This is a genomic window from Pseudomonas sp. PA-1-3F (genome assembly GCF_021609665.1).
In the GTDB taxonomy this organism is placed as follows: Bacteria; Pseudomonadota; Gammaproteobacteria; order Pseudomonadales; family Pseudomonadaceae; genus Aquipseudomonas; species Aquipseudomonas paracarnis.
In genome coordinates this window covers 1-19,039 of record NZ_WJZD01000045.1, presented here as the reverse complement: position 1 = coordinate 19,039, position 19,039 = coordinate 1, and the positions used below count along the sequence as shown (strand labels likewise).

The window sequence follows — 19,039 nt, the reverse complement described above, 5'->3', positions numbered from 1 at the left end:
TCCTTCGAATGGATCGCTCCAAATGAAAGAATTTTGCAAGGGCAGTGGCTACTACAGGAGGACTTCCTTTTCTCTTTCAGTCAATAATTTGACCTTGTTTCAGCGATGATATCATAGACACTTTAAATGTTCCTTCTTGTGTCATTTTGTTGACATTCCTTGTGCAAGAGGACCCGGTCTCGGGGTGTGATTTTGAGTGTAGGAACAAAAGTGTGAATTTTCCTGTTTGTCAGGAAACACTTTTTTGACGGGCCCCGGGGAGGCGTAGGAAAAGAGGGCGCAACGCACCAGGCGCCTGCCCTCCAGAGGATTGAGCGGGTTAAAAGGTGCCTTTCAGACTGACCGTGAAATTACGCGGTTCGCCATAAAAATTGCCCCATGAGGCTGTGCCCACGGTTTGGTAATAGTTTTTGTCGAAGAGGTTCTTGGCGTTAAGGGCGACGGTCCAGGTGTCATCTACGCGGTAGGCCAATCGTGCATCCCAAACCGTATAGCCGGCCTGTTCGAGCTTGAGGCCCTGCTGCATGCGATAGTTGCCGCTCTGGGCATTGACCCCCGTACCCACGCTCCATTTGGACAGCGCGCCATCCAGCTGGTAATCGCCCCACATGCGCAACATGTGGCGGGGTACATAGGTGTTGGACGCGCCTCCTTCGATAGCGGTATCAATGTTTTTAAGCGATTTGGTCTGAGTGTAGGTGTAGCCCCCCGAGACTTGCAGACGTTCGAGCAACTGGCCGCTGACTTCGGCTTCGACGCCCTGGGCGCGGACCTTGGCAGTGTCGGTATAGCAGTAGCCATCGGACGAAGTTGGGCAGAAACTCAGGAAGTCAGTCTCGGCGCCGTTTTTCTCTGTGGCCCGGAACAACGCTATGGAACTGTTGAGACGCCCGTCGAACCATTCGCCCTTGATACCCAGCTCGTAGTTGTCCCCCATCTTGGGCTTGAGTGCCGCGCCGTCGGCGGTGGCATAAGACCTCTGCGGCTGGAAGATATCGGCGTAGCTGGCGTACAGGGAAAGGTGTTCGTCGAGGTCGTAGATCAGAGCGGCAAACGGCGTGACTTCACCGGATTCCTTGGTGCGCGCATCTTGCACACTCCACTCGCCCCAACCCAGGGTGTTGGACTGCCGGCGGTTTTCGTACCAGCTCACACGGCTGCCCACGATCAACATCAAGGGCTCGGCCAGGCGCAGGCGCAAGGTGGCGTAAGTACCATACTGGGTAGCGGTTTCCTTGACCGTGCCACCGCGGTACATGTTTGGCCAGAAGGTGTCATTGGCCGGTTCGGGGAAGTGGTGGTCGGGCTGATAAATGCTCTGGCGCGTGGGCAGGTTCTGGATCGCGAATACGTCATCCTGGGTGCCTCGGCTGCCGTTGGCCCCAAGGATCAGTTCGTGTTCCAGCCCAAAGGCTTGGAACTTGCCATCGACGTAAGCGTCGAGGCCGAAGTCCTTATGCTCATAGTCCATCAATGCTGCGTAGGAGTTGGCGGTGGGGCTTGGGGCGCCATAGGCGATGGTACCTTCGCTGGCGGCGTACTTGGTGTCTTGCAGGTTGCGGCTGTGCACAGCGGCGACTTTGATTTGCCAGTCGTCATTGAAGTGATGGGTGAGGTCAGCGAAGAACGTCGTGCGTCGGCTTTGCCAGTCGTTCCAGGATTGGCCCAGGCAGGTGGAACGGCTTAACCTGGCGCTCTTGCCATCGCTATAGCGCGGCAAGCCACCCCAACAGGGGCTGGCGTCGACGTCTTCGTAGCTGGCTCCCACGCCCAGGGTTGTGTCGGGGCTCAGGTCGACGTCCAGTGCGGTATAGAAGGCCTGGTCCTGGCGCTTGGAAATGTCCATGTAGGAGCCGCGATCCTGTTGGCTGAACGCCGCGCGGCCGCGCACGGTGCCGCTGTCATTGAGCGGGCCACCGGTATCGACGTCGGCGCGGTAGTTGTCCCAGGTGCCGGCGGACAGCATCAGGCTTGAGGTCGGGGTGGCCTGTGGCCGCTTGCGCACGAAGTTCACCGCACCGCTGGCCGTGCCGGCCCCCTTGAGCATGCCGGCTGCGCCTTTAAGTACTTCCACGCGATCATAGATCGCCATGTTGGCGCTGAAACTGTCCGCCTGCACATAGTCCTTGCCCATGTCCAGCGGTACGCCGTCGTACTGGTACTGGCCGAGCATCTTGAATCCACGGGAATAGAAATACTTGCCGCCCATGGGCGACTCGTAGGTGGTGATCCCTGGTGTACGTTCCATCACATCGTCAATGGTGGTGACATTCTGATCGTCCATCAATTGGCGGGTCATCACACTCACTGACTGTGGCGTTTCCCGCAGGCTGTGTTGGCCTTTGCCGATGGTGACCGCGCCGGTAGTGTACGAACCGGTGCCTTCGGTCAGGGCCCCCAGGCGTTGGCCGGTCACCGTGGTCGCGCTCAGGTTCAGGGCACCGGTGTCGGCCATTTGTGGCAACAGCAGCCAGATATCCTTGCCTTGGCGCTGGGCTTGCAGGCCCTGGCCGCGCAGTAACTGGCCCAAGGCCTGTTCTCGATCGAAGTTGCCGCTCAGGCCTGTGCTGGTTTTACCGGCAACGCTGGTGGCATCGTAGGACAAGCTGATGCCGGCCTGACGGGCAAATTGATCCAGTGCCGAGGTAAGGGAGCCGGGGGCAATCGCCCATGCGCGAACCTGGGTATCAGCGCTAGCGGAGTCGGCCATCACGGCGAGCGGCAAGACGCCGCCGCCCAGGCAGGCGCCAAGGAGGGCGGCCTGCACCGCGTGTTTGAGAAGAGAACGTTTGGAGGGGAACGCTTGCATGACCGCGGGATGCTCCTGAAGGAAGTGGACAAACCGGCCTGTTGATCGGCCCTTCCTTACAGGTCGAATGGCAATGAGAATTCACCTCATTTATTTTTGGCCGGTCACACCCGAGCGGAGACGGTTACCCAGTAGCGGCTGCGGTAGGTCACATCGATCGCCAGCGATTGAGTGACCAACTTGAGCACCTGGTCGGTGTCCTCCAGTTGGTAAGTGCCCGAAACTCGCAACCCTGCCACGGCTTCGCTGCAACGCACCAACCCATTGCGATAGCGGCCCAGTTCGGCCAGGAAGTCGTCCAGGCGCATGTTGTGGGCGCTGATCACGCCGTCACTCCAGGCCCAGGGGTCCAGGCCGTTATTGGGGGAAGGGCGAATGCCGCTACGGTTGAACATCACCTGTTCGCCTGGCTTGATCACCTGGCGTGCGGCGCCGTCATGGCGATCGGCAAACACCGCTACCGCACCCTGTTGCACGGCCAGCAGGGTACCTTGGGGTTCTTCGCGCACCAGCAAGCGCGTGCCGACGGCGCGCAGGTAACCGTCGCGGGTATGCACCCACAGCGGGCGGTGGTCGGCGCCGGTATTGATCAATATTTCGCCCTGGCGCAGGTTCACCAGCCGTTGTTCGGCGCTGGAGGTAATGTCGACGGCACTGGCGCTGTTGAGCTGGACTTTGCTGCCATCCTCCAATGTTACCCAGCGCCGCTCGCCAGTGGCGGTGCGGTAGTCCGCCATCAAGGCGGGCAGGGGCGTGTAGTCGCGGCCCAGCCAGGCTAAACCTGCGGCGCCGGCAAACAGCCCGAGCAGTTTCAGGCTTTCACGACGGCTGATGTGCTGGCGTGCGCCGTCGAGTGCATGGCGACTGACATGCGCCGGCAAGTGGTTGAAATCGTCATTCAGGGTGGCGACCCGTTGCCAGGCCTGCTGATGCGCCTCGCTGGTGTGCAGCCACTGGTCAAAGGCCGCGGTGCTGGCGTCGTCGGCGGTGTTGTAGCGCAGCTTGATCATCCATTGGATGGCCTGGTCGACCAGGTGCGAGTCAGGAGTCGGCATAGCGCAACCGGTAACAGGCGTGCAGCGCCTTGGACAGGTCGCGTTCCACCGTGGCCTTGGACACGCCCAGGCGCAAGGCGATCTGCGGGCAGGTCAGGCCGTCCAATTGGGCCCACAGGAACGCCTCGCGCACCCTCGGCTTGAGCTGGTCGAGCAAACGGTCAATACGCTCCAGGCTGTCGAGGATCAGCCGCTTTGTTTCTTCGCTCGGCACCTCTACTTGCGGGAAGTGCGCCAGGCTTTCCAGGTAGGCGCGTTCCAGTTCGCGGCGCCGGTATTGGTCGATCATCAAGCTGCGCGCGATGCTGCTCAGATACGCGCGCGGCTGCTGCAAAGTCTGTTGCTGACGCGCGTTGAGCAGGCGCACGAAGGTGTCCTGCGCGAGGTCAGCGGCGCGCTCATGGCAGCCCGTGCGCCGGCTCAACCAGCCTCGCAGCCATGAATGGTGGGCTTGGTATAGCTGGCCGATGGCAGCAGGGTCCAGTGGGTGATCGCTCGACATGGTCATCCTGGCGCAGCAGGCTTAATTGATAATGTTTCGCATTCTAGACGTTGGTCGTGGCATTCAGCAATCACTCGGTTCGCTGCGTGAGCAATGTATCCAGCACAATTTTTTGTAGGGCCTGCAAGCGCCGATTAATCTGTTTTTTTCCAGCGGACGGTTCAACCATGATCAGCCTTGTCACACTCGGTGTTTTTTCCGGCGCTGTGTTGCTGTTGTTGCTGTCACCGGGGCCGAACATGGCATTTGTCATCAGTCAGGGCGTCACCCATGGCTGGCGCGGCGGCGTTGCTTCGGCCCTGGGCATTGGCGTGGCCGACCTGTTGCTGACAGCGTTGACCGCCATGGGGGTGACGGCGTTGGTCGCCAGCTGGCCGCCAGCGTTCGACCTCATCCGCTGTGCGGGCGTGATCTACCTGCTGTGGCTGGCCTTCAAAACCTTGCAGAAACGCCCCGGCCTGGACACCGCTCACGTCGGCCGCGTGGCGTTGGGCCGAGTGTTTCTGCAGGCCATGCTCAACAGTTTGCTCAACCCCAAGGCGTTGTTGTTTTTCATGGTGTTCCTGCCGCAGTTTGTGCGGCCCGAGGCGGGGCCTATCGCCTTGCAATTGATGGTGCTGGGCGGTGTGTTGACGTTGATCGCCAGTGTGTTTCATGTGCTGTTGGGCGTGTTTGGCGGGGCGCTCAGTCGTTTCTTCGCCAAACGCACCAAAAGCGCCTGGCTGCAGAAGTGGGGCTTGGCGGCGGTGCTGATGGCGTTGGCCGTGCGTTTGGCGGTGATGTCGCGTCCTGCCTGAATGACAGGCGGGAAGCCAAGCAAGTTTCTTTGTGGCGGGTGCCCGACAGCCGATGCTCATCTACCTGACACCCCATAATCCAATTGTGGGCGGGCTTGCTCGCGAGTCGGCCCGACAGCCGACACTTATCTACCTGACACCCCACAATCCAATTGTGGGAGCGGGCTTGCTCGCGAAGGCGGCCTGACAGTCGACACAGCTATACCGTGTACATATCCATTCCTGCGGTAACGGCCACCTAGGGTTCCGCTCTGACAACGGCTCACTTTTGAAAAAAAAGCGCAAAGGCAAGCAAAACGCTCTTGCCCCACCACTCGGCACCTCGCCTGCGTTCGGCCAGCGTGGTTTAACGGGGCGCCCAAGATCAAGAGCGACTCGCTTCGCATCGTGGTTACTGTCGGCTACAACTGGAGAGCCGTTGAGCACCGAAATAATCAAAAGGAGTTTCGTACAGCGGTCTAGGACTTACCTCACGTTCAAGCGTTGAAACCGGTTCATTCCCACGGACCTTCCCAGTCGCTGCAAATTCAGCGACCGGACGTGAGAAATCCAAATTCAACCCAACCGCGCAGCCGCCCGCGCAACAATCTCCCCACGCACTTTGCGTGACTCCACCGTGCGCTTGTTGGCTTCCTCCAGCACATGCCGGGGCGCCGTCTCCGGGCGGCCTGAGTCAAACGGTGGGGCCGGCGCGTATTCGATCTGCAGTTGCACCAGTTGCGCCGCCGCTTCGCTGTACAACTCCGCGGCCAGAGTCAGGGCAAAATCGATGCCGGCGGTGATCCCGCCGCCGGTAAACAGGTTGCCATCACGCACCACACGTTCCTGTACGGGGATGGCACCGAGCGGGGCGAGCAGGTGGTGGTACGCCCAATGGGTGGTGGCCTTGCGACCGCGCAGCAACCCTGCCGCGCCCAGTACCAGTGAGCCGGTGCACACCGAGGTCATGTAGCGCACTGTCTGGGCCTGGGCCTTGAGGAAGTCCAGGGTTTGCGGGTCTTCCATCAATGGGCCCACACCGGCGCCGCCGGGTACGCAAAGCACATCCAGGTTCGGGCAGTCGGCGTAGGTCATGGTCGGCGTGAACACCAGGCCAGTGCTGGAGGTGATCGGCGCGAGGTCTTTCCACACCAGATGCAGCTTCACGTCTGGCAGCGAACCGAGGACATCATAGGGGCCGGTAAGGTCCAGTTGCTGGATGCCGGGGAACAACAGAAAGCCGATCTGCAAGGTCATGATTCAAGCTCCGAAAAGGAATGGACGTGCTCACTGTAGAAGCCTAGGCTTTGGCGAATACGCCATTGAGCCCACCAATCTCGCCAATCATGCCTAAAATTATTCATGTACTCGCGTTTGAGAATGCCCAGGTGCTCGATGTCACCGGGCCTCTACAGGTGTTCGCATCGGCTAACGATTTGGCGCGCCAGCGTAGTTTGCCATTGCCCTACGCGGTCAACGTCATCGCCGCTCAGGCTGAGCCGGTGATGACGTCCTCCGGCCTCGCGCTGCTGGCTGAGCCGCTGCCCGCCATTGACCAGCCCTGCGACACCCTGGTGATCGCCGGTGGCTGGGGCGTGTACGGCGCTGCCGAGGACCCGGCGCTGGTGCAATGGGTGCGTGATAAATCCCTGCACACCCGGCGCATGGCTTCAGTGTGCACCGGAGCGTTTCTGCTGGCCGCCAGTGGTCTGCTTGATGGTTGCCGCGTGGCCACGCACTGGACGCGCTGTGAAGAACTGGCGCGCAAGTTCCCTGCGCTCACGGTGGAGGCCAATCCTATTTTCATCCAGCAGGGCGCGGTGTGGACGTCTGCTGGCGTGACCGCCGGGATCGACCTGTGCCTGGCCCTGGTAGAGGATGACCTGGGGCGTGCGATTGCCCTGGAGGTGGCGCGCCACTTGGTGGTGTTCCTCAAGCGCCCTGGCGGTCAGTCGCAATTCAGCGTGACGTTATCCCTGCAAAAGAGCGACAGCCGTTTTACCGAGCTGCATGCCTGGATCGCCGAAAACCTGACGTTGGATCTGAGCATCGCCACCCTGGCGGCCCAGGCTGGCATGAGCGAGCGCAGCTTTGTACGCCACTATCGCACCGAGACTGGCCAAACCCCGGCGCGGGCCGTGGAACTGATTCGCGTCGAAAACGCACGCCGGCAACTGGCAGATAGCACAACCTCCATCAAGCGTATCGCCATGCAATGTGGTTTTGGCTGTGAAGAGACTTTGCGCCGCAGCTTTCTAAGGGCTTTGTCGGTGACGCCCCAGGCTTATCGAGAGCGTTTTTCACCGCTCCAGTAGTTCCAGCAAAGCTTGAAGCGTGACCTGGGGCGCTTCCTGGAAAACGTTATGACCCACGCCGGGCAACACCTGGCGGCGATAAAAACCGCTGAAGTGCTCCACGTCATCATCCTCCAGCGACGGCGGGCCCACGCCATCGTCGGCCCCGCACAGCGAAATGCTCGGTACTGATATCGGCGGTTGCGGCACCAGCGCCTGCTCGATGTATTCCAGCGCGGGATCACCCGGCGCATACATGAAGCGATGGCGATAGGAGTGAATCACCACCTCGACAAAATCCGGGTTATCAAACGACGGCGCGGTCAGGCTGTAGCGGCTTGGCCCTTCGGCCCAGGACGGTGACCACAGCGTCCAGAGCAATTGGCAGAGTTCACGCCGATTGGCCGTCAACCCGTCGACCCCGCGCTGGGTGTGAAAGTAATACTGATACCAGAGCCGGTGCTCTGTCTCAGGTGGCCTGGGCTTGAGCGACTGGCTGATGGCCTGGATGTTGTAGCCATCGCCGGTCACCAGGCCGCGCACCCGCTGCGGCCATAACGCCGCGACAATACAGGCGGCGCGCCCACCCCAGTCAAAGCCGGCGAGTGTGGCTTGCGGGATCGACAATGCATCCATGAAGTCGAGCAAGTCCTTGGCCAGCGCTGCCTGTTGGCCAGAGCGCATCACTTGCGTGTTGATAAATCGCGTCGGGCCATAACCGCGTAAATACGGGACCAACACCCGATAACCACGTTCAGCCAGCACCGGTGCGATGTCGTCATAGCCCCGGGGGTCGTAAGGGAAACCATGCAACAGGATCACCGGTTCGCCATCGACGGGGCCGTGGGTTTCGTACGCCACATCAAGCAGGGTTGTGCGCACATACAGCAGTGGGGCGGGGGACGTCAGGGTTGCCATACGGTTTTCTCCCCGCTGAGTTTGCGGTCCAGGAACGTTGCCGCGCTGATCAATGCCAAGTGGCTCAAGGCCTGGGGCGTGTTGCCCAGGTGCCGGGCCTGGCTGTCGAACTCTTCGGCGTACAACCCCAGCGGGTTGGCGTAACGCAGCAACTGTTCGAATTCCAGATGGGCCTTTTCAACTTGCCCGGCGCGCGCCAGGCATTCGACGTACCAGAACGAACAGGCGGCAAACGCGCCTTCGACGCCTTGCAGCCCATCGATCTGGCTATCGTCATTGCGGTAGCGGTAGACCATGCCGTCGCGCACCAGGCTTTTCTGGATCGCTTCCAGTGTCGTGAGCCAGCGCGGGTCCGTGGCGGCAACAAAGCGCACCAGCGGCATCAGCAGCATCGAACCGTCGAGGGCGGTGCTGCCGATATGCTGCACAAAATGCCCGCGCTCTTCGTTCCAGAAGTTAGTCCAGATGTCGGCGTAGATCGCCTGGCGCGTCTGGTCCCAGCGTGCGAACGGGGCCGGCAGCGAACGTTTGGAGGCCAGGCGAATGGCACGGTCCAGGGCCACCCAGCACATCAGGCGTGAGTGCAGGAAATGGTGCTGCTCACCGCGCATTTCCCAGATGCCCACGTCTTTGTGGTTCCAGATCTCACACACTTGGTCGACCACTTCCACCGTGTGTTTCCAACCTTGGTGGGAGATGGCTTCGCCGTACTTGTTCACCAGGTAAACCGCGTCCATCAGTTCGCCGTAGATATCCAGCTGGACCTGGTCGAACGCTTCGTTGCCCACCCGCACCGGTTGGGCGCCGCCGTGGCCGCTCAAGTGGTCGAGGGTGGTTTCCGGCAGTTCCTGGCGACCGTCGATGCCGTACAGGATGTTGATCTTGGTCGGCTGGCCGCAGCAGTCGCTGACCCGGCCCCTGAGCCAGCGCATATAGGCGTTTGCTTCCTCGACGAAACCCAGGCGCATGAACGCATAGACGGTGAACGAGGCATCGCGGATCCAGGTATAGCGGTAGTCCCAGTTGCGTTCGCCGCCGGGCGTTTCCGGCAGCCCGAAAGTGGCCGCGGCGATGATGGCGCCGTGTTTGCGCGAGGTCAGGAGTTTCAGCGCCAGGGCCGAGCGGTTGACCATCTCGCGCCAGCGCCCGCGATAGTTGGACTGGCTGATCCAACCGCGCCAGAACTTCAAGGTGCGCTCCAGGTAGAGGTCGGTACAGTCGTTGGTGACGCGCGCATCCTCCTGGCCACCGAGGACAAATTCGGCGCCTTCATCCTGGGCGAGGGTAAAGGTGGCGATGGCGGTGTTGCCTTGGAGGGTCAGCGGCTGACTGCCAATCAGGCGCAGGCCGGGCTGGCCGCTGGCGGTGAACACCACGCTGGCAGCCTCGGCCTTCGCCTCGGTGGGGGCCCGGGCATAGTCGTGGCGCACGGCGCAGCTCAGGTGGATAGTCGCCTTGCCACTGACCACCCGTACCCGCCTGATCAGCAAGGGCAGTTCATCGACGTTTTCGCTGACCGTCAGCAGGTCGGTGATCTCCACCACCGCTTCATCGCTCAGCCAGCGAGTCTGCAGCACATTGGTGTCGGGCAGGTAGATCTGCTCGCGGCGGGCGTTGGGCAGGTCCGGGGTAAGCTGGAACGTGCCGGCCTCGGGCGTGTCGAGCAGTGCGCAAAACACCGAAGGGCTGTCGAATTCCGGCCAGCAGAAGAAGTCGATGCTGCCGCGGTCGTTCACCAGTGCCGCGCTGCGCATGTCGCCGATGATCCCGTGGGCATCGATGGCGCTTTGAGGTTCGTTCTTGAAATCAACCATTGCCACGGAACTCCGGGTAGAGGCTCATACCGCCATCGATGAACAAGGTGCTGCCAACCACATAATCAGAGGCATCGCTGGCCAGCCACACCACCGCATTGGCCACGTCTTCGACGTCACCGACACGACCATAAGGAATCAATTTGAGCAGCTCTTTTTCTGCAGCGCCTTCAGTGGCTGCGCGGTTGATCGCCGTGCGAATCGCCCCAGGCGCAATGCCATTGATACGGATGCGCTGTTCGCTGACTTCCTGGGCGAGGGTGCGCATCAGCATCTCCACGCCGCCCTTGGACGCGGCGTAATTCACATGCCCGGCCCAGGGGATGACTTGATGCACCGAACTCATATGGATGATTTTGCCGGCGGCCCGTGACACACCATCGCGAACGCCCTGGCGATTGAAGATACGCACCGCCGCCCGCGCGCACAGGAACTGCCCGGTGAGGTTGACGCCAATCACCGTGTTCCAATCCTCAAGGGTCATGTCGACCAGATTGGCATCTTTTTGCAGGCCGGAGTTAGCCACCAGAATATCCAGATGGCCGAAGGCGTCGAGGGTTTGCGCGAACAGGCGTTCGACATCGGCCTCCTTGGACACATCGCCGCCAATCGCAAGCGCTCGGCCGCCGTTGGCATTGATCTGCGCGGCGAGAGCCTCAGCCGGTGCCGCCTGGGAGTTGTAGTTAAGCACCACCGCCGCGCCTGCTGCGGCCAGGGCTTTGGCCGCGCCCGCGCCAATGCCGGAACTGGCCCCGGTGACCAGGGCCACTTGTTGCTGCAAGGAAATCTGCATCGCCCACCCACCGTTTTATGAGAGTCCTTCTTGCTGACTGGCGGCGGCGAGCGGAAGTTCACCCCCTGGCGCTTACGCCCAACTCGGGCAAAGCGCGACTTTATCGTATGATGCTGAAAACAAAGGGCAATACAGGAAGCGATGGAATGCATGCGTGGGCCGATACCCGATGGATGAAACTATTACTCAGCGGCGTAGTGGCCGCTTTATCACTGGCTCAGACAGCCTTGTGCGTCGCGGAAAACAGCAATGGTAAAACGCTGTATCTACAGCGCTGTGCTGTGTGCCACGGGCCCGATATCAAAGGCACGGGGCCATTGGCAAAAAAAAGTAATCCGCCAACCCCCGACCTGACAACTGCCACCTTCAAGAAACGACTCCATGATTATCCGGGCGTTATCGTCTCCTCGGTCATCCTTCGCCCCAATGGCAACCTGATCCCCAAGACGCTGCAAGACAATGGCGTAAAGATCGCGCCACATGCCTGGAGCGTTAAAGACTTTCGCGATTTGCATCAATACATGAGTGAGGTCATTTCAAACAAATAGTGGGTCGGCGATGAGCAGCAATTGCCCCACTTAATAGGAAGCATTACTATTCACGCCCCGCCTCCCCAGTGCTCACGCGATGACTCCTCAGCCGCCCCGCAGAACAGGCTTTTTCGAGCACTACGAAGAGTTGATCGGCACCTGGACACGCCGCCTGAGAAACCGTCAGCAAGCCGAAGACCTGGCGCACGACACCTTCGTGCGGGTGCTTGAGTCCGCTGCCTGCGGGGTGGCGCAGCCACGCGCCTACCTGCATCAAACCGCGCGCAATATTGCGGTGGATGCCTACCGCCGCGAAGACCGCCGCGAGGCGTTGACGCTGCAGGCGGCTGATCACAGCACGCCTCACAGTAGCGACCCGGAGCATTACATGCACGCGATCCAGTTGGCCGACGCCATCGAGCGGGCGCTGGCCGAGTTGCCGCTCAACTGTCGCAGGATTTTCATCTGGCAAAAGATCGAAGGGCTCACCCAGCAGGAAATCGCCACACGCCTGGGGCTGTCTAAAAACATGGTGGAAAAGTATATGATCCGCACCCTGCGGCATCTGCGTGATCGTCTGGATGCGAGCGCGCCATGATCGGCTTTGAAACAGGATCTTCCACGATGGATAACCGTGTCCGTGATGAGGCCGCGCAGTGGTTTATACGCCTGCAAGACGGCCCATTGAGCGCCCAGGAACGCCAACGTTTCGATGCCTGGCGCAGGTCGCAGCCCGCGCATCAGTACGAAATCGATGTGCTGCAAGGGCTATGGAGTGCGACGGATTTGCTGCCCAAGGCCCGCTTGCAGGCGCTGGGCGATGCGCCGACCGAGCGCCTTGGACGGCGTGCGCTGATGCGTTATGCCGTGGCCGCCAGTGTGGTCGCCATTGCAGTGGGGCTGGGTGCGTACCGCGGTCTGGGGCAGCCAAAGCCCTACAATGCCGAATTCAGCACGCGGTTAGGCGAGCATCGTCAGGTGACCTTGCCTGACGGTTCCGTGATGGACCTCAACAGCCGCAGCGTGGTCGCGGTTCATTACGAAAAGGGCCGTCGGGGCGTAGAGCTCAAGCAGGGCGAGGCGATGTTCAGCGTGCAGCATGACGCCGGGCGCCCGTTTGTGGTCGCAGCCGGCGCAGGGCAGGTGACTGTCACCGGCACGCGCTTCGATGTACGTCGGGAGGCGGACCAGACCCGCGTGGCGGTCGAAGCCGGCACGGTCAAGGTGCAGGGCCGGGCATCCGATCACATCGTCACGCTCACCGCCGGGCGTGGCACCCATGTCGATCCCCAAGGCCAAGTGGCGGCGGCCTACGCGGTGAACCCTGAAGAACTGACCGCGTGGCGCAACGGTAAACTGGTGTTCAACAACGCCACCTTGGTCGACGTGGCGCGGGAAGTGTCGCGCTACCGCGAGCAACCGCTGCGTGTCAGTACGGCAGCGGTGGGCAATCTGCGCTTGACCAGTGTCTTCAACTCCAGCGATACCGATGCCTTGCTCAAGGCCTTGCCCCACATTCTGCCGGTCGCCTTGCGCACTTTGCCGGACGGTAGCCAGGAAATTATTTCGCGCTGACATTCAGGTTTTTTTCGAGTTCTTCGTCTTCTCCTGCAACTGCAACTGGTTTGCATTAACGGACGCGCATGCTTGCGATCACAGGACTAGGTTCGACGTGAAAAAACTTGCCCCCCACAACAATAAAATTTCCCGCTGGGCGCCCTTGGCCCTGGCCGTTGCCATCAGTACCGCACAGGCTGCCGAGGGGATCCACATTCGTGCGCAATCCCTCGGCGCAGCCTTGAGCCAATTGGGCCAGCAGACCTCGCTGCAAGTGTTCTTCAGCCCCGATATGGTTGCTGGCAAGCAAGCTCCTGCGGTCGATGGCAATCTCTCGCCCGAACAAGCCCTGCGGCAATTACTGCAAGGCAGTGGCCTGGATTACCAGATTGACGCCGGCTCCGTGACCTTGCGTCCGGTGAGCCGCGGCACCGGTGAAGCGGGCTCACCGCTGGAACTGGGGGTCACCGATATCAAGGTGGTGGGCGACTGGCTTGCCGACGCCGATGCCGAAGTGGTGCAGAACCATCCCGGCGCACGCACCGTCATTCGACGCGAAGCCATGGTTGAGCAGGGCGCGATGAACATCGGTGACGTCCTGCGCCGCGTGCCTGGCGTGCAAGTGCAGGAATCCAACGGCACCGGTGGCAGTGATATTTCCCTCAACGTCGGCGTACGCGGCCTGACCTCGCGCCTGTCACCGCGCTCCACCGTGCTGATTGACGGCGTACCGGCTGCGTTCGCTCCCTATGGCCAGCCACAGCTGTCGATGGCGCCGATTTCTGCCGGTAACCTGGAAAGTATCGACGTTGTCCGCGGTGCGGGTTCGGTGCGTTATGGGCCACAGAACGTCGGCGGCGTGATCAACTTCGTGACCCGTACGATCCCGCAAGACTTCTCCGGTGAAGTCGGCACCACCCTGCAAACGTCTGCCCACGGTGGCTGGAAGCATGTAGAGAATGCCTTTATCGGCGGCACTGCCGACAACGGTATCGGCGCCGCGCTGCTGTACTCCGGGGTCAACGGTAACGGTTACCGCAACAGCAACAACGGCAACGACATCGATGATGTGATCTTCAAAACCCACTGGGCGCCGACCGATCAAGACGATTTCTCGCTGAACTTCCACTATTACGATGCCAGCGCCGATATGCCCGGCGGCCTGACCCAGAAGCAGTTCGATGCCAACCCGTACCAATCGGTGCGTGACTGGGACAACTTCAGCGGGCGCCGCAAGGACGTGTCGTTCAAGTACATCCGCCAGATCGACGACCGCACCCAGGCCGAAGTGCTGACTTACTATTCCGACAGTTTCCGTGGCAGCAACATTGCCAACCGCGATCTCAAGACCCTCAGCTCCTACCCGCGCACCTACTACACCTTCGGCATCGAGCCGCGTGTGTCCCATGTGTTTGACCTGGGGCCCAGTACCCAGGAAGTCAGTGTGGGGTATCGCTACCTCAAAGAAGGCATGCACGAGGAGGCCACCAGCCTGAACCTGGTCAACAACGTACCGACGCCGGGCGGGCAGAGCGACGGTCACGTGTATCAGGACCGCACGGGGGGCACTGAAGCCAACGCCTTCTATATCGATAACAAAATCGATATTGGCAAATGGACCATCACCCCGGGCATTCGCTTTGAAGATATCCGTACCGAATGGCATGACCGCCCGGTCGTTGCCCTGAACGGCAAGCTTACCGAGGAAAAACGCCGCGAGGTCCACAACAACGAACCGCTGCCGGCGCTGAGCGTGATGTACCACGTGTCTGACGCCTGGAAACTGTTCGCCAACTACGAAACCTCCTTCGGCAGCCTGCAGTATTTCCAACTCGGCCAGGGCGGTACCGGCGACCAGACGGCCAACGGCCTGAACCCGGAAAAGGCCAAGACCTACGAGGTCGGTACGCGCTACAACGACAGCGTCTGGGGCGGCGAAGTGACGCTGTTCTACATCGACTTCTCGGATGAACTGCAATACGTCAGCAATGACGTGGGCTGGACCAACCTCGGCGCCACCAAGCACAGCGGCATCGAAGCATCCGCCCATTACGACCTGTCCAACCTCGACCCGCGCCTCGACGGCCTGACCGCCAACGCGGGATTCACCTACACCAAGGCCACCTCCGAAGGTGATGTGCCGTTCAAGGGCCATGACCTGCCACTGTATTCCCGCCAAGTGGCGACCCTGGGCCTGCGTTACGACGTCAACCACTGGACCCACAACCTGGACGTCTATGCCCAGTCCGGCCAGCGTGCGCCCGGCACCGGCACCACCTATATCACCCAAGGCACTGCTGATGGCCAATACGGTGATATCCCCGGGTATGTCTCGGTCAACCTGCGCAGCGGCTACGACTTTGGTGCGCAACTGTCGAACCTGAAACTGGGCGTGGGCGTGAAGAATGTCTTCGACCAGCAGCATTACACACGCTCTAGCGACAACAATGCAGGGTTGTACCTGGGTGAGCCTCGCACGTTCTTCCTACAGGCAAGCGTAGGGTTTTGAGCTTTAACCGATGAAGAAAAATCGCGATCACAACGGTCGCGATTTTTTTTGGCCTGGGCCAGGGGCATCGCCCATTCATCGCGAGAAGATCGCCGCTGTCCAAGCTGTTTCCTACACCTTGATCACATATTGTTGCTGGATCAGGAACTGATTCCGACGCAAAACCACACATGGGAAAGCTGGTGGGCTTCGACATTGCGTTGGAGCGACAAGCTGAAAATCGCCCACTGTCATGGAGAAACTTATGTCGGTATCGATGTTGGATACACCCGTCTCTGCTTCAGCAACGTCTGACCTTCCACCGGCCAAGGTCGACATTAAAGTCGCTAACGAGGCTGCGGCTGCGCGTTCTTTCAATGGCCAGAATGCTGCCCATGTTAATTTCCAATCCAGGGAGAACAAGGATGGGCCGGTATTTGGTAGTCCTCAGGCGCCGACCACCGCGGCTGACGCGCATGGGCGTCACCACAGCCCGCAGGGGGCGCAGAGTTTGCTGAGCCAATTCAAGCAGTGGGTCGGTCATTGCTTCAGCGGACATCGGCCGCCCACGCATCCTGGTTGTGAACATCGGCCGCCAAGGCCGAACCCAGGTTGCAGCAACCCGCCCCCCAGACCGAATCCGATTGAGAGCAATCCTCCACCACGACCGGACCCCACCGCAGGTCGACCGTATCCGCCCGCCCCCGGCAGGCCGGATCCGCAGTACGCGTTGAAGAACCGCGAAGAGTTGGCCCAACAACTGCTCGACAACTTCAATGCCTTCAGAGACCCGAAGAAGCCTGGCTACGTCAGCGTTGACAGCATTCTTGCGATGGCGAAAAGAGGGTGGTCGCCTAACCCCGCCATGAACGAGAACATCCGCCTGGCCAATGAGCTGCTACGACGTCCGGAACTGATGGCAGCGATGGATAGGCACAGTTCCACCGGCGCCCTGGATGGTCTTATCGACCGGCAAAAACTGAATATGGTGATCAAAGGAGAGAACTACTTCAAGTACAAGACTGACAAGGAACTGGCCGGTGAGCTGCTTGATCATTTCGACGAGTTGAAGAAAAGGAGCGGGGGCTCAAGCCTGAAAATCAGCGAACTGAAAGAGTGGGCGCGCAAGCCGCTCACTGGCGATGCAGCCAAGGACCATCTGATTCAGTTATCCCAGGAAATACTCACGCGCAGTGACGTGCTCGAAAAAATGGATAACCACCTCAGTAAAGACGGCGATGGGAAGATCAGCCGTAGAGGGCTGTACTCGTTGTCCCGCTGACCACTCTTGCGGCGCCACCTTTTTGAGGTGGCGCCAGTTTTATATGTTTCAAGGAACGAATTATTCCCGGTTGCCACATAGGTGGTACCTGCGGTAGTGATTTGGCATGCCGTTTTTCAGCTTTCGAATGAGGGAAACATATGACTTCAACCTCGTTTAATTCCCCCAAACCTGGCCCTCTCGAGCTTTTGCGCAACACCCAGCAAGCGAGTCTGGCAATGCCAGAGGAGTGCGCAGCGTCGCAAAGTCTTCCCTTTGAGTCGACCGAATATGAGGCCGAGGCGCGGCGCATGAAGGCGTATGCCGGCGAGCGCAAATTCCAGGCGCCCGTTTCGGATGATTTTTACCGGGGCCTGCTGGCGGAGTTGCAGACGCCGGGGGCCGGTGGCGATTCATTGAAAGACACCGGCTTGATCAACAGCCTGGCAGGCTGGTGGCGTAGGCGAAAGCTGGATGAGGGTGGTTGACCACGGTTTTACATATTGTCATTGGTATTAGCCTTTTACTCGGAACTGTCGAGCCCATCCAACCACACATGAGGTACCTGCCTGAGGAGAGTCTATTCGTTGATTTTGTCCATCACGGCACAGACCACCCAGCGGATATGCATCTGAAAAGAGTTGGAGAAAACCCATGACAATTAAGGGTGCAGTACCTTCCGCCCGGCCGCTTCCTCCCGACAGGCTGGCCGCACAATCAACCACTCCACCACCGGTCTGCCAATCTGAAACCTGGTATGAAGCCCCATCCGCGCCCTCGGCTGGAGGCTCGCACAAACCCTTTCTCTTGCGTGGGACCTTATCCGCTCTGCGCTATCGAGACTTGCAGAACTCCCCTGTTGAGCGGGCCAGTGGTTCCCTGCCAAGTGCAACTACAAAGGATAGCCAGTTGGCAAAGGCCTTGGAAAAATCCTTCGGCGCGGTGCACCCGTTTCTGAATGACGGGCGCTTGACTTGGACGTCCTTGAAGCGGATCGCTGCTCAACCGACGGGTGAAAACGAGGTGTTGGACAACGCGATCCAGGTCGTCAGAGAAATTCTCAAACGCCCTCGGCTAAGCGACGCTATCTTCAGCCGTGATGGCGATATCACACGTGACAGCCTCAGTGCGGCTGCCCAGACCTTGCAGGGCAACAGCTCTCCAAGTGTTTTCAGCCAGGATCCGTTTCATGCCCAAAGCAATGCACGGGTGGTGGAGGCGCTGCAAAGCCAGTTTGCGCATCTGCGAGACGAGACCATGGATCGAACCTATCTCTTTGAAACGCATCAGTACGTTGAAATAGCCAAGCTTCGGTCGGTTATGCAAGACCCGTATGAGGTAGATCCACACGGCGCGCCTGTGCTGGATACGTCTACAGGCATGCCCAGGTCCCAATACAGCGAGCTCAGTGTCTACACAGCGAAGAATATTCTTGACCGTCCGGGTTTGCTGTCGTCATTACAGCGAGCCAATGGCACACGACTGTTTGGCCCGCCTCACAAGGACGGTTGGCTCAGCAACAAAAGCCTCGAACGTTGGCGGGAGCAGGACGATGCTCGCAAAGCGCGTTGAAGCTTGGACTCATACCTTGAGGATTTTTCCACTGATGGCTACTGCCGCCAGCAATACCGCGATCAGGATGAACGCAGTACTCAAGCTGCTGCCATGGGCGATAAAGCCAATCATGGCGGGGCCGGCGAGAATCCCGGCGTAGCCCAATGTGGTGATGGCAGGCACTGCGATATGCTCTGGCATCACCGTTTGCTTACCCACGGCGGTATACAGTACCGGTACGATATTCGAACACCCTGCACCCACCAGCGCGTAGCCGAGCAGCGCCGTTTCCCACGCTGGCAATAGGGTCGCGAGGAGCAAGCCGGCACAGGCCAGCGCGCCACCGATCACGATTACGCGAGTGGGCCCCAGGCGTCGAACAATGGCATCGCCGGTCAGGCGTCCAGCAGTCATGGTCAAGGCAAATGCCGCGTACCCCAGGCCGGCGTAAGCCTCATCCAGGCCGCGCTCGGCGCTGAGGAACACAGCACTCCAATCCAGCACGGCACCTTCAGCCAGGAATACGATGAAACACAGGCAACCGATAAACAACACCACGCCATGGGGCACTGCAAATGCCGGTCCCGAGCTTTTGCTGCCATAAGGCAACAAATGCGGTGCGGCTTTCAACAGCGCCGCCACCGTGATAACGACGACCACCAGAGTCGCCTGCAATGGCGACAGGCCC

The 19,039-nt window shown here is 60.2% G+C and carries 17 protein-coding genes; 9 read left to right on the top strand and 8 right to left on the bottom strand.

Annotated elements, in window-relative coordinates:
• Positions 1-319 precede the first annotated feature (319 nt).
• From GIV26_RS24310 to GIV26_RS24300, 3 genes are all read right to left on the bottom strand, one after another.
• Entirely contained in the window at positions 320-2,809 is a 2,490-nt protein-coding gene (locus GIV26_RS24310; RefSeq protein WP_236282521.1) for a TonB-dependent siderophore receptor, read from the bottom strand.
• A gap of 104 nt (positions 2,810-2,913) precedes the next feature.
• The gene (locus GIV26_RS24305; protein ID WP_054922239.1) at positions 2,914-3,864 is read right to left on the bottom strand and encodes a FecR domain-containing protein; all 951 of its coding nucleotides are present in this window, start codon (positions 3,862-3,864) and stop codon (positions 2,914-2,916) included.
• Positions 3,851-4,366 (bottom strand): sigma-70 family RNA polymerase sigma factor, encoded by a 516-nt coding sequence (locus tag GIV26_RS24300; RefSeq protein ID WP_236282519.1) that lies wholly within the window; start codon positions 4,364-4,366, stop codon positions 3,851-3,853. Before GIV26_RS24300 ends, GIV26_RS24305 begins: the two co-directional genes overlap by 14 nt.
• 167 nt (positions 4,367-4,533) lie before the next feature.
• Between GIV26_RS24300 and GIV26_RS24295 the strand changes: the two genes are divergently transcribed.
• Positions 4,534-5,163 carry a LysE family translocator gene (locus GIV26_RS24295; protein WP_236282517.1) on the top strand — a complete coding sequence of 210 codons (630 nt, stop codon included), beginning with the start codon at positions 4,534-4,536 and terminating at the stop codon, positions 5,161-5,163.
• A gap of 555 nt (positions 5,164-5,718) precedes the next feature.
• On the opposite strand, the gene inhA is transcribed toward GIV26_RS24295, so the two are convergent.
• A complete protein-coding gene (gene inhA, locus GIV26_RS24290) occupies positions 5,719-6,399 on the bottom strand; it encodes an isonitrile hydratase (RefSeq protein ID WP_034125827.1) in 681 nt (226 codons plus the stop codon).
• 89 nt (positions 6,400-6,488) lie between these two features.
• Between inhA and GIV26_RS24285 the strand changes: the two genes are divergently transcribed.
• On the top strand, positions 6,489-7,457 hold the full coding sequence (locus GIV26_RS24285) for a GlxA family transcriptional regulator (protein WP_236282515.1): 969 nt from the start codon (positions 6,489-6,491) through the stop codon (positions 7,455-7,457).
• Here the strand turns inward: GIV26_RS24285 and GIV26_RS24280 are convergent.
• The 3 genes from GIV26_RS24280 to GIV26_RS24270 are packed head-to-tail and all read right to left on the bottom strand — an operon-like array spanning position 7,443 to position 10,961.
• The gene (locus GIV26_RS24280; protein ID WP_236282513.1) at positions 7,443-8,354 is read right to left on the bottom strand and encodes an alpha/beta fold hydrolase; all 912 of its coding nucleotides are present in this window, start codon (positions 8,352-8,354) and stop codon (positions 7,443-7,445) included. The genes GIV26_RS24285 and GIV26_RS24280 overlap by 15 nt on opposite strands.
• Complete coding sequence (locus GIV26_RS24275) at positions 8,342-10,168, bottom strand: glycoside hydrolase family 15 protein (protein ID WP_054898225.1); 1,827 nt, start codon at positions 10,166-10,168, stop codon at positions 8,342-8,344. Before GIV26_RS24275 ends, GIV26_RS24280 begins: the two co-directional genes overlap by 13 nt.
• Positions 10,161-10,961, bottom strand: coding sequence for a glucose 1-dehydrogenase (locus GIV26_RS24270; RefSeq protein ID WP_236282511.1), 801 nt, complete (start codon positions 10,959-10,961; stop codon positions 10,161-10,163). Before GIV26_RS24270 ends, GIV26_RS24275 begins: the two co-directional genes overlap by 8 nt.
• A gap of 146 nt (positions 10,962-11,107) precedes the next feature.
• Here GIV26_RS24270 and GIV26_RS24265 point away from each other — a divergent pair, with 146 nt between their 5' ends.
• From GIV26_RS24265 to GIV26_RS24235, 7 genes are all read left to right on the top strand, one after another.
• On the top strand, positions 11,108-11,509 hold the full coding sequence (locus tag GIV26_RS24265; RefSeq protein ID WP_080757661.1) for a cytochrome c: 402 nt from the start codon (positions 11,108-11,110) through the stop codon (positions 11,507-11,509).
• A 79-nt stretch (positions 11,510-11,588) separates the two neighbouring features.
• On the top strand, positions 11,589-12,089 hold the full coding sequence (locus GIV26_RS24260) for a sigma-70 family RNA polymerase sigma factor (RefSeq protein ID WP_034125822.1): 501 nt from the start codon (positions 11,589-11,591) through the stop codon (positions 12,087-12,089).
• A gap of 26 nt (positions 12,090-12,115) precedes the next feature.
• Positions 12,116-13,066 carry a FecR family protein gene (locus tag GIV26_RS24255; protein ID WP_236282509.1) on the top strand — a complete coding sequence of 317 codons (951 nt, stop codon included), beginning with the start codon at positions 12,116-12,118 and terminating at the stop codon, positions 13,064-13,066.
• Between the two features lie 97 nt (positions 13,067-13,163).
• Entirely contained in the window at positions 13,164-15,557 is a 2,394-nt protein-coding gene (locus GIV26_RS24250) for a TonB-dependent siderophore receptor (protein WP_236282507.1), read from the top strand.
• Positions 15,558-15,801: 244 nt separating this feature from the next.
• On the top strand, positions 15,802-16,818 hold the full coding sequence (locus tag GIV26_RS24245) for a type III secretion effector protein (protein WP_173647474.1): 1,017 nt from the start codon (positions 15,802-15,804) through the stop codon (positions 16,816-16,818).
• 290 nt (positions 16,819-17,108) lie between these two features.
• Positions 17,109-17,285: a type III secretion effector protein gene (locus GIV26_RS24240; protein ID WP_236282505.1), complete on the top strand. Its 177-nt coding sequence runs from the start codon at positions 17,109-17,111 to the stop codon at positions 17,283-17,285.
• A gap of 421 nt (positions 17,286-17,706) precedes the next feature.
• Positions 17,707-18,369, top strand: a complete 663-nt coding sequence (locus GIV26_RS24235) for a type III secretion effector protein (RefSeq protein WP_229999851.1) — start codon at positions 17,707-17,709, stop codon at positions 18,367-18,369.
• A gap of 9 nt (positions 18,370-18,378) precedes the next feature.
• On the opposite strand, the gene GIV26_RS24230 is transcribed toward GIV26_RS24235, so the two are convergent.
• The coding region (locus GIV26_RS24230; RefSeq protein ID WP_329610249.1) for an MFS transporter at positions 18,379-19,039 on the bottom strand (661 nt) is incomplete at its 5' end.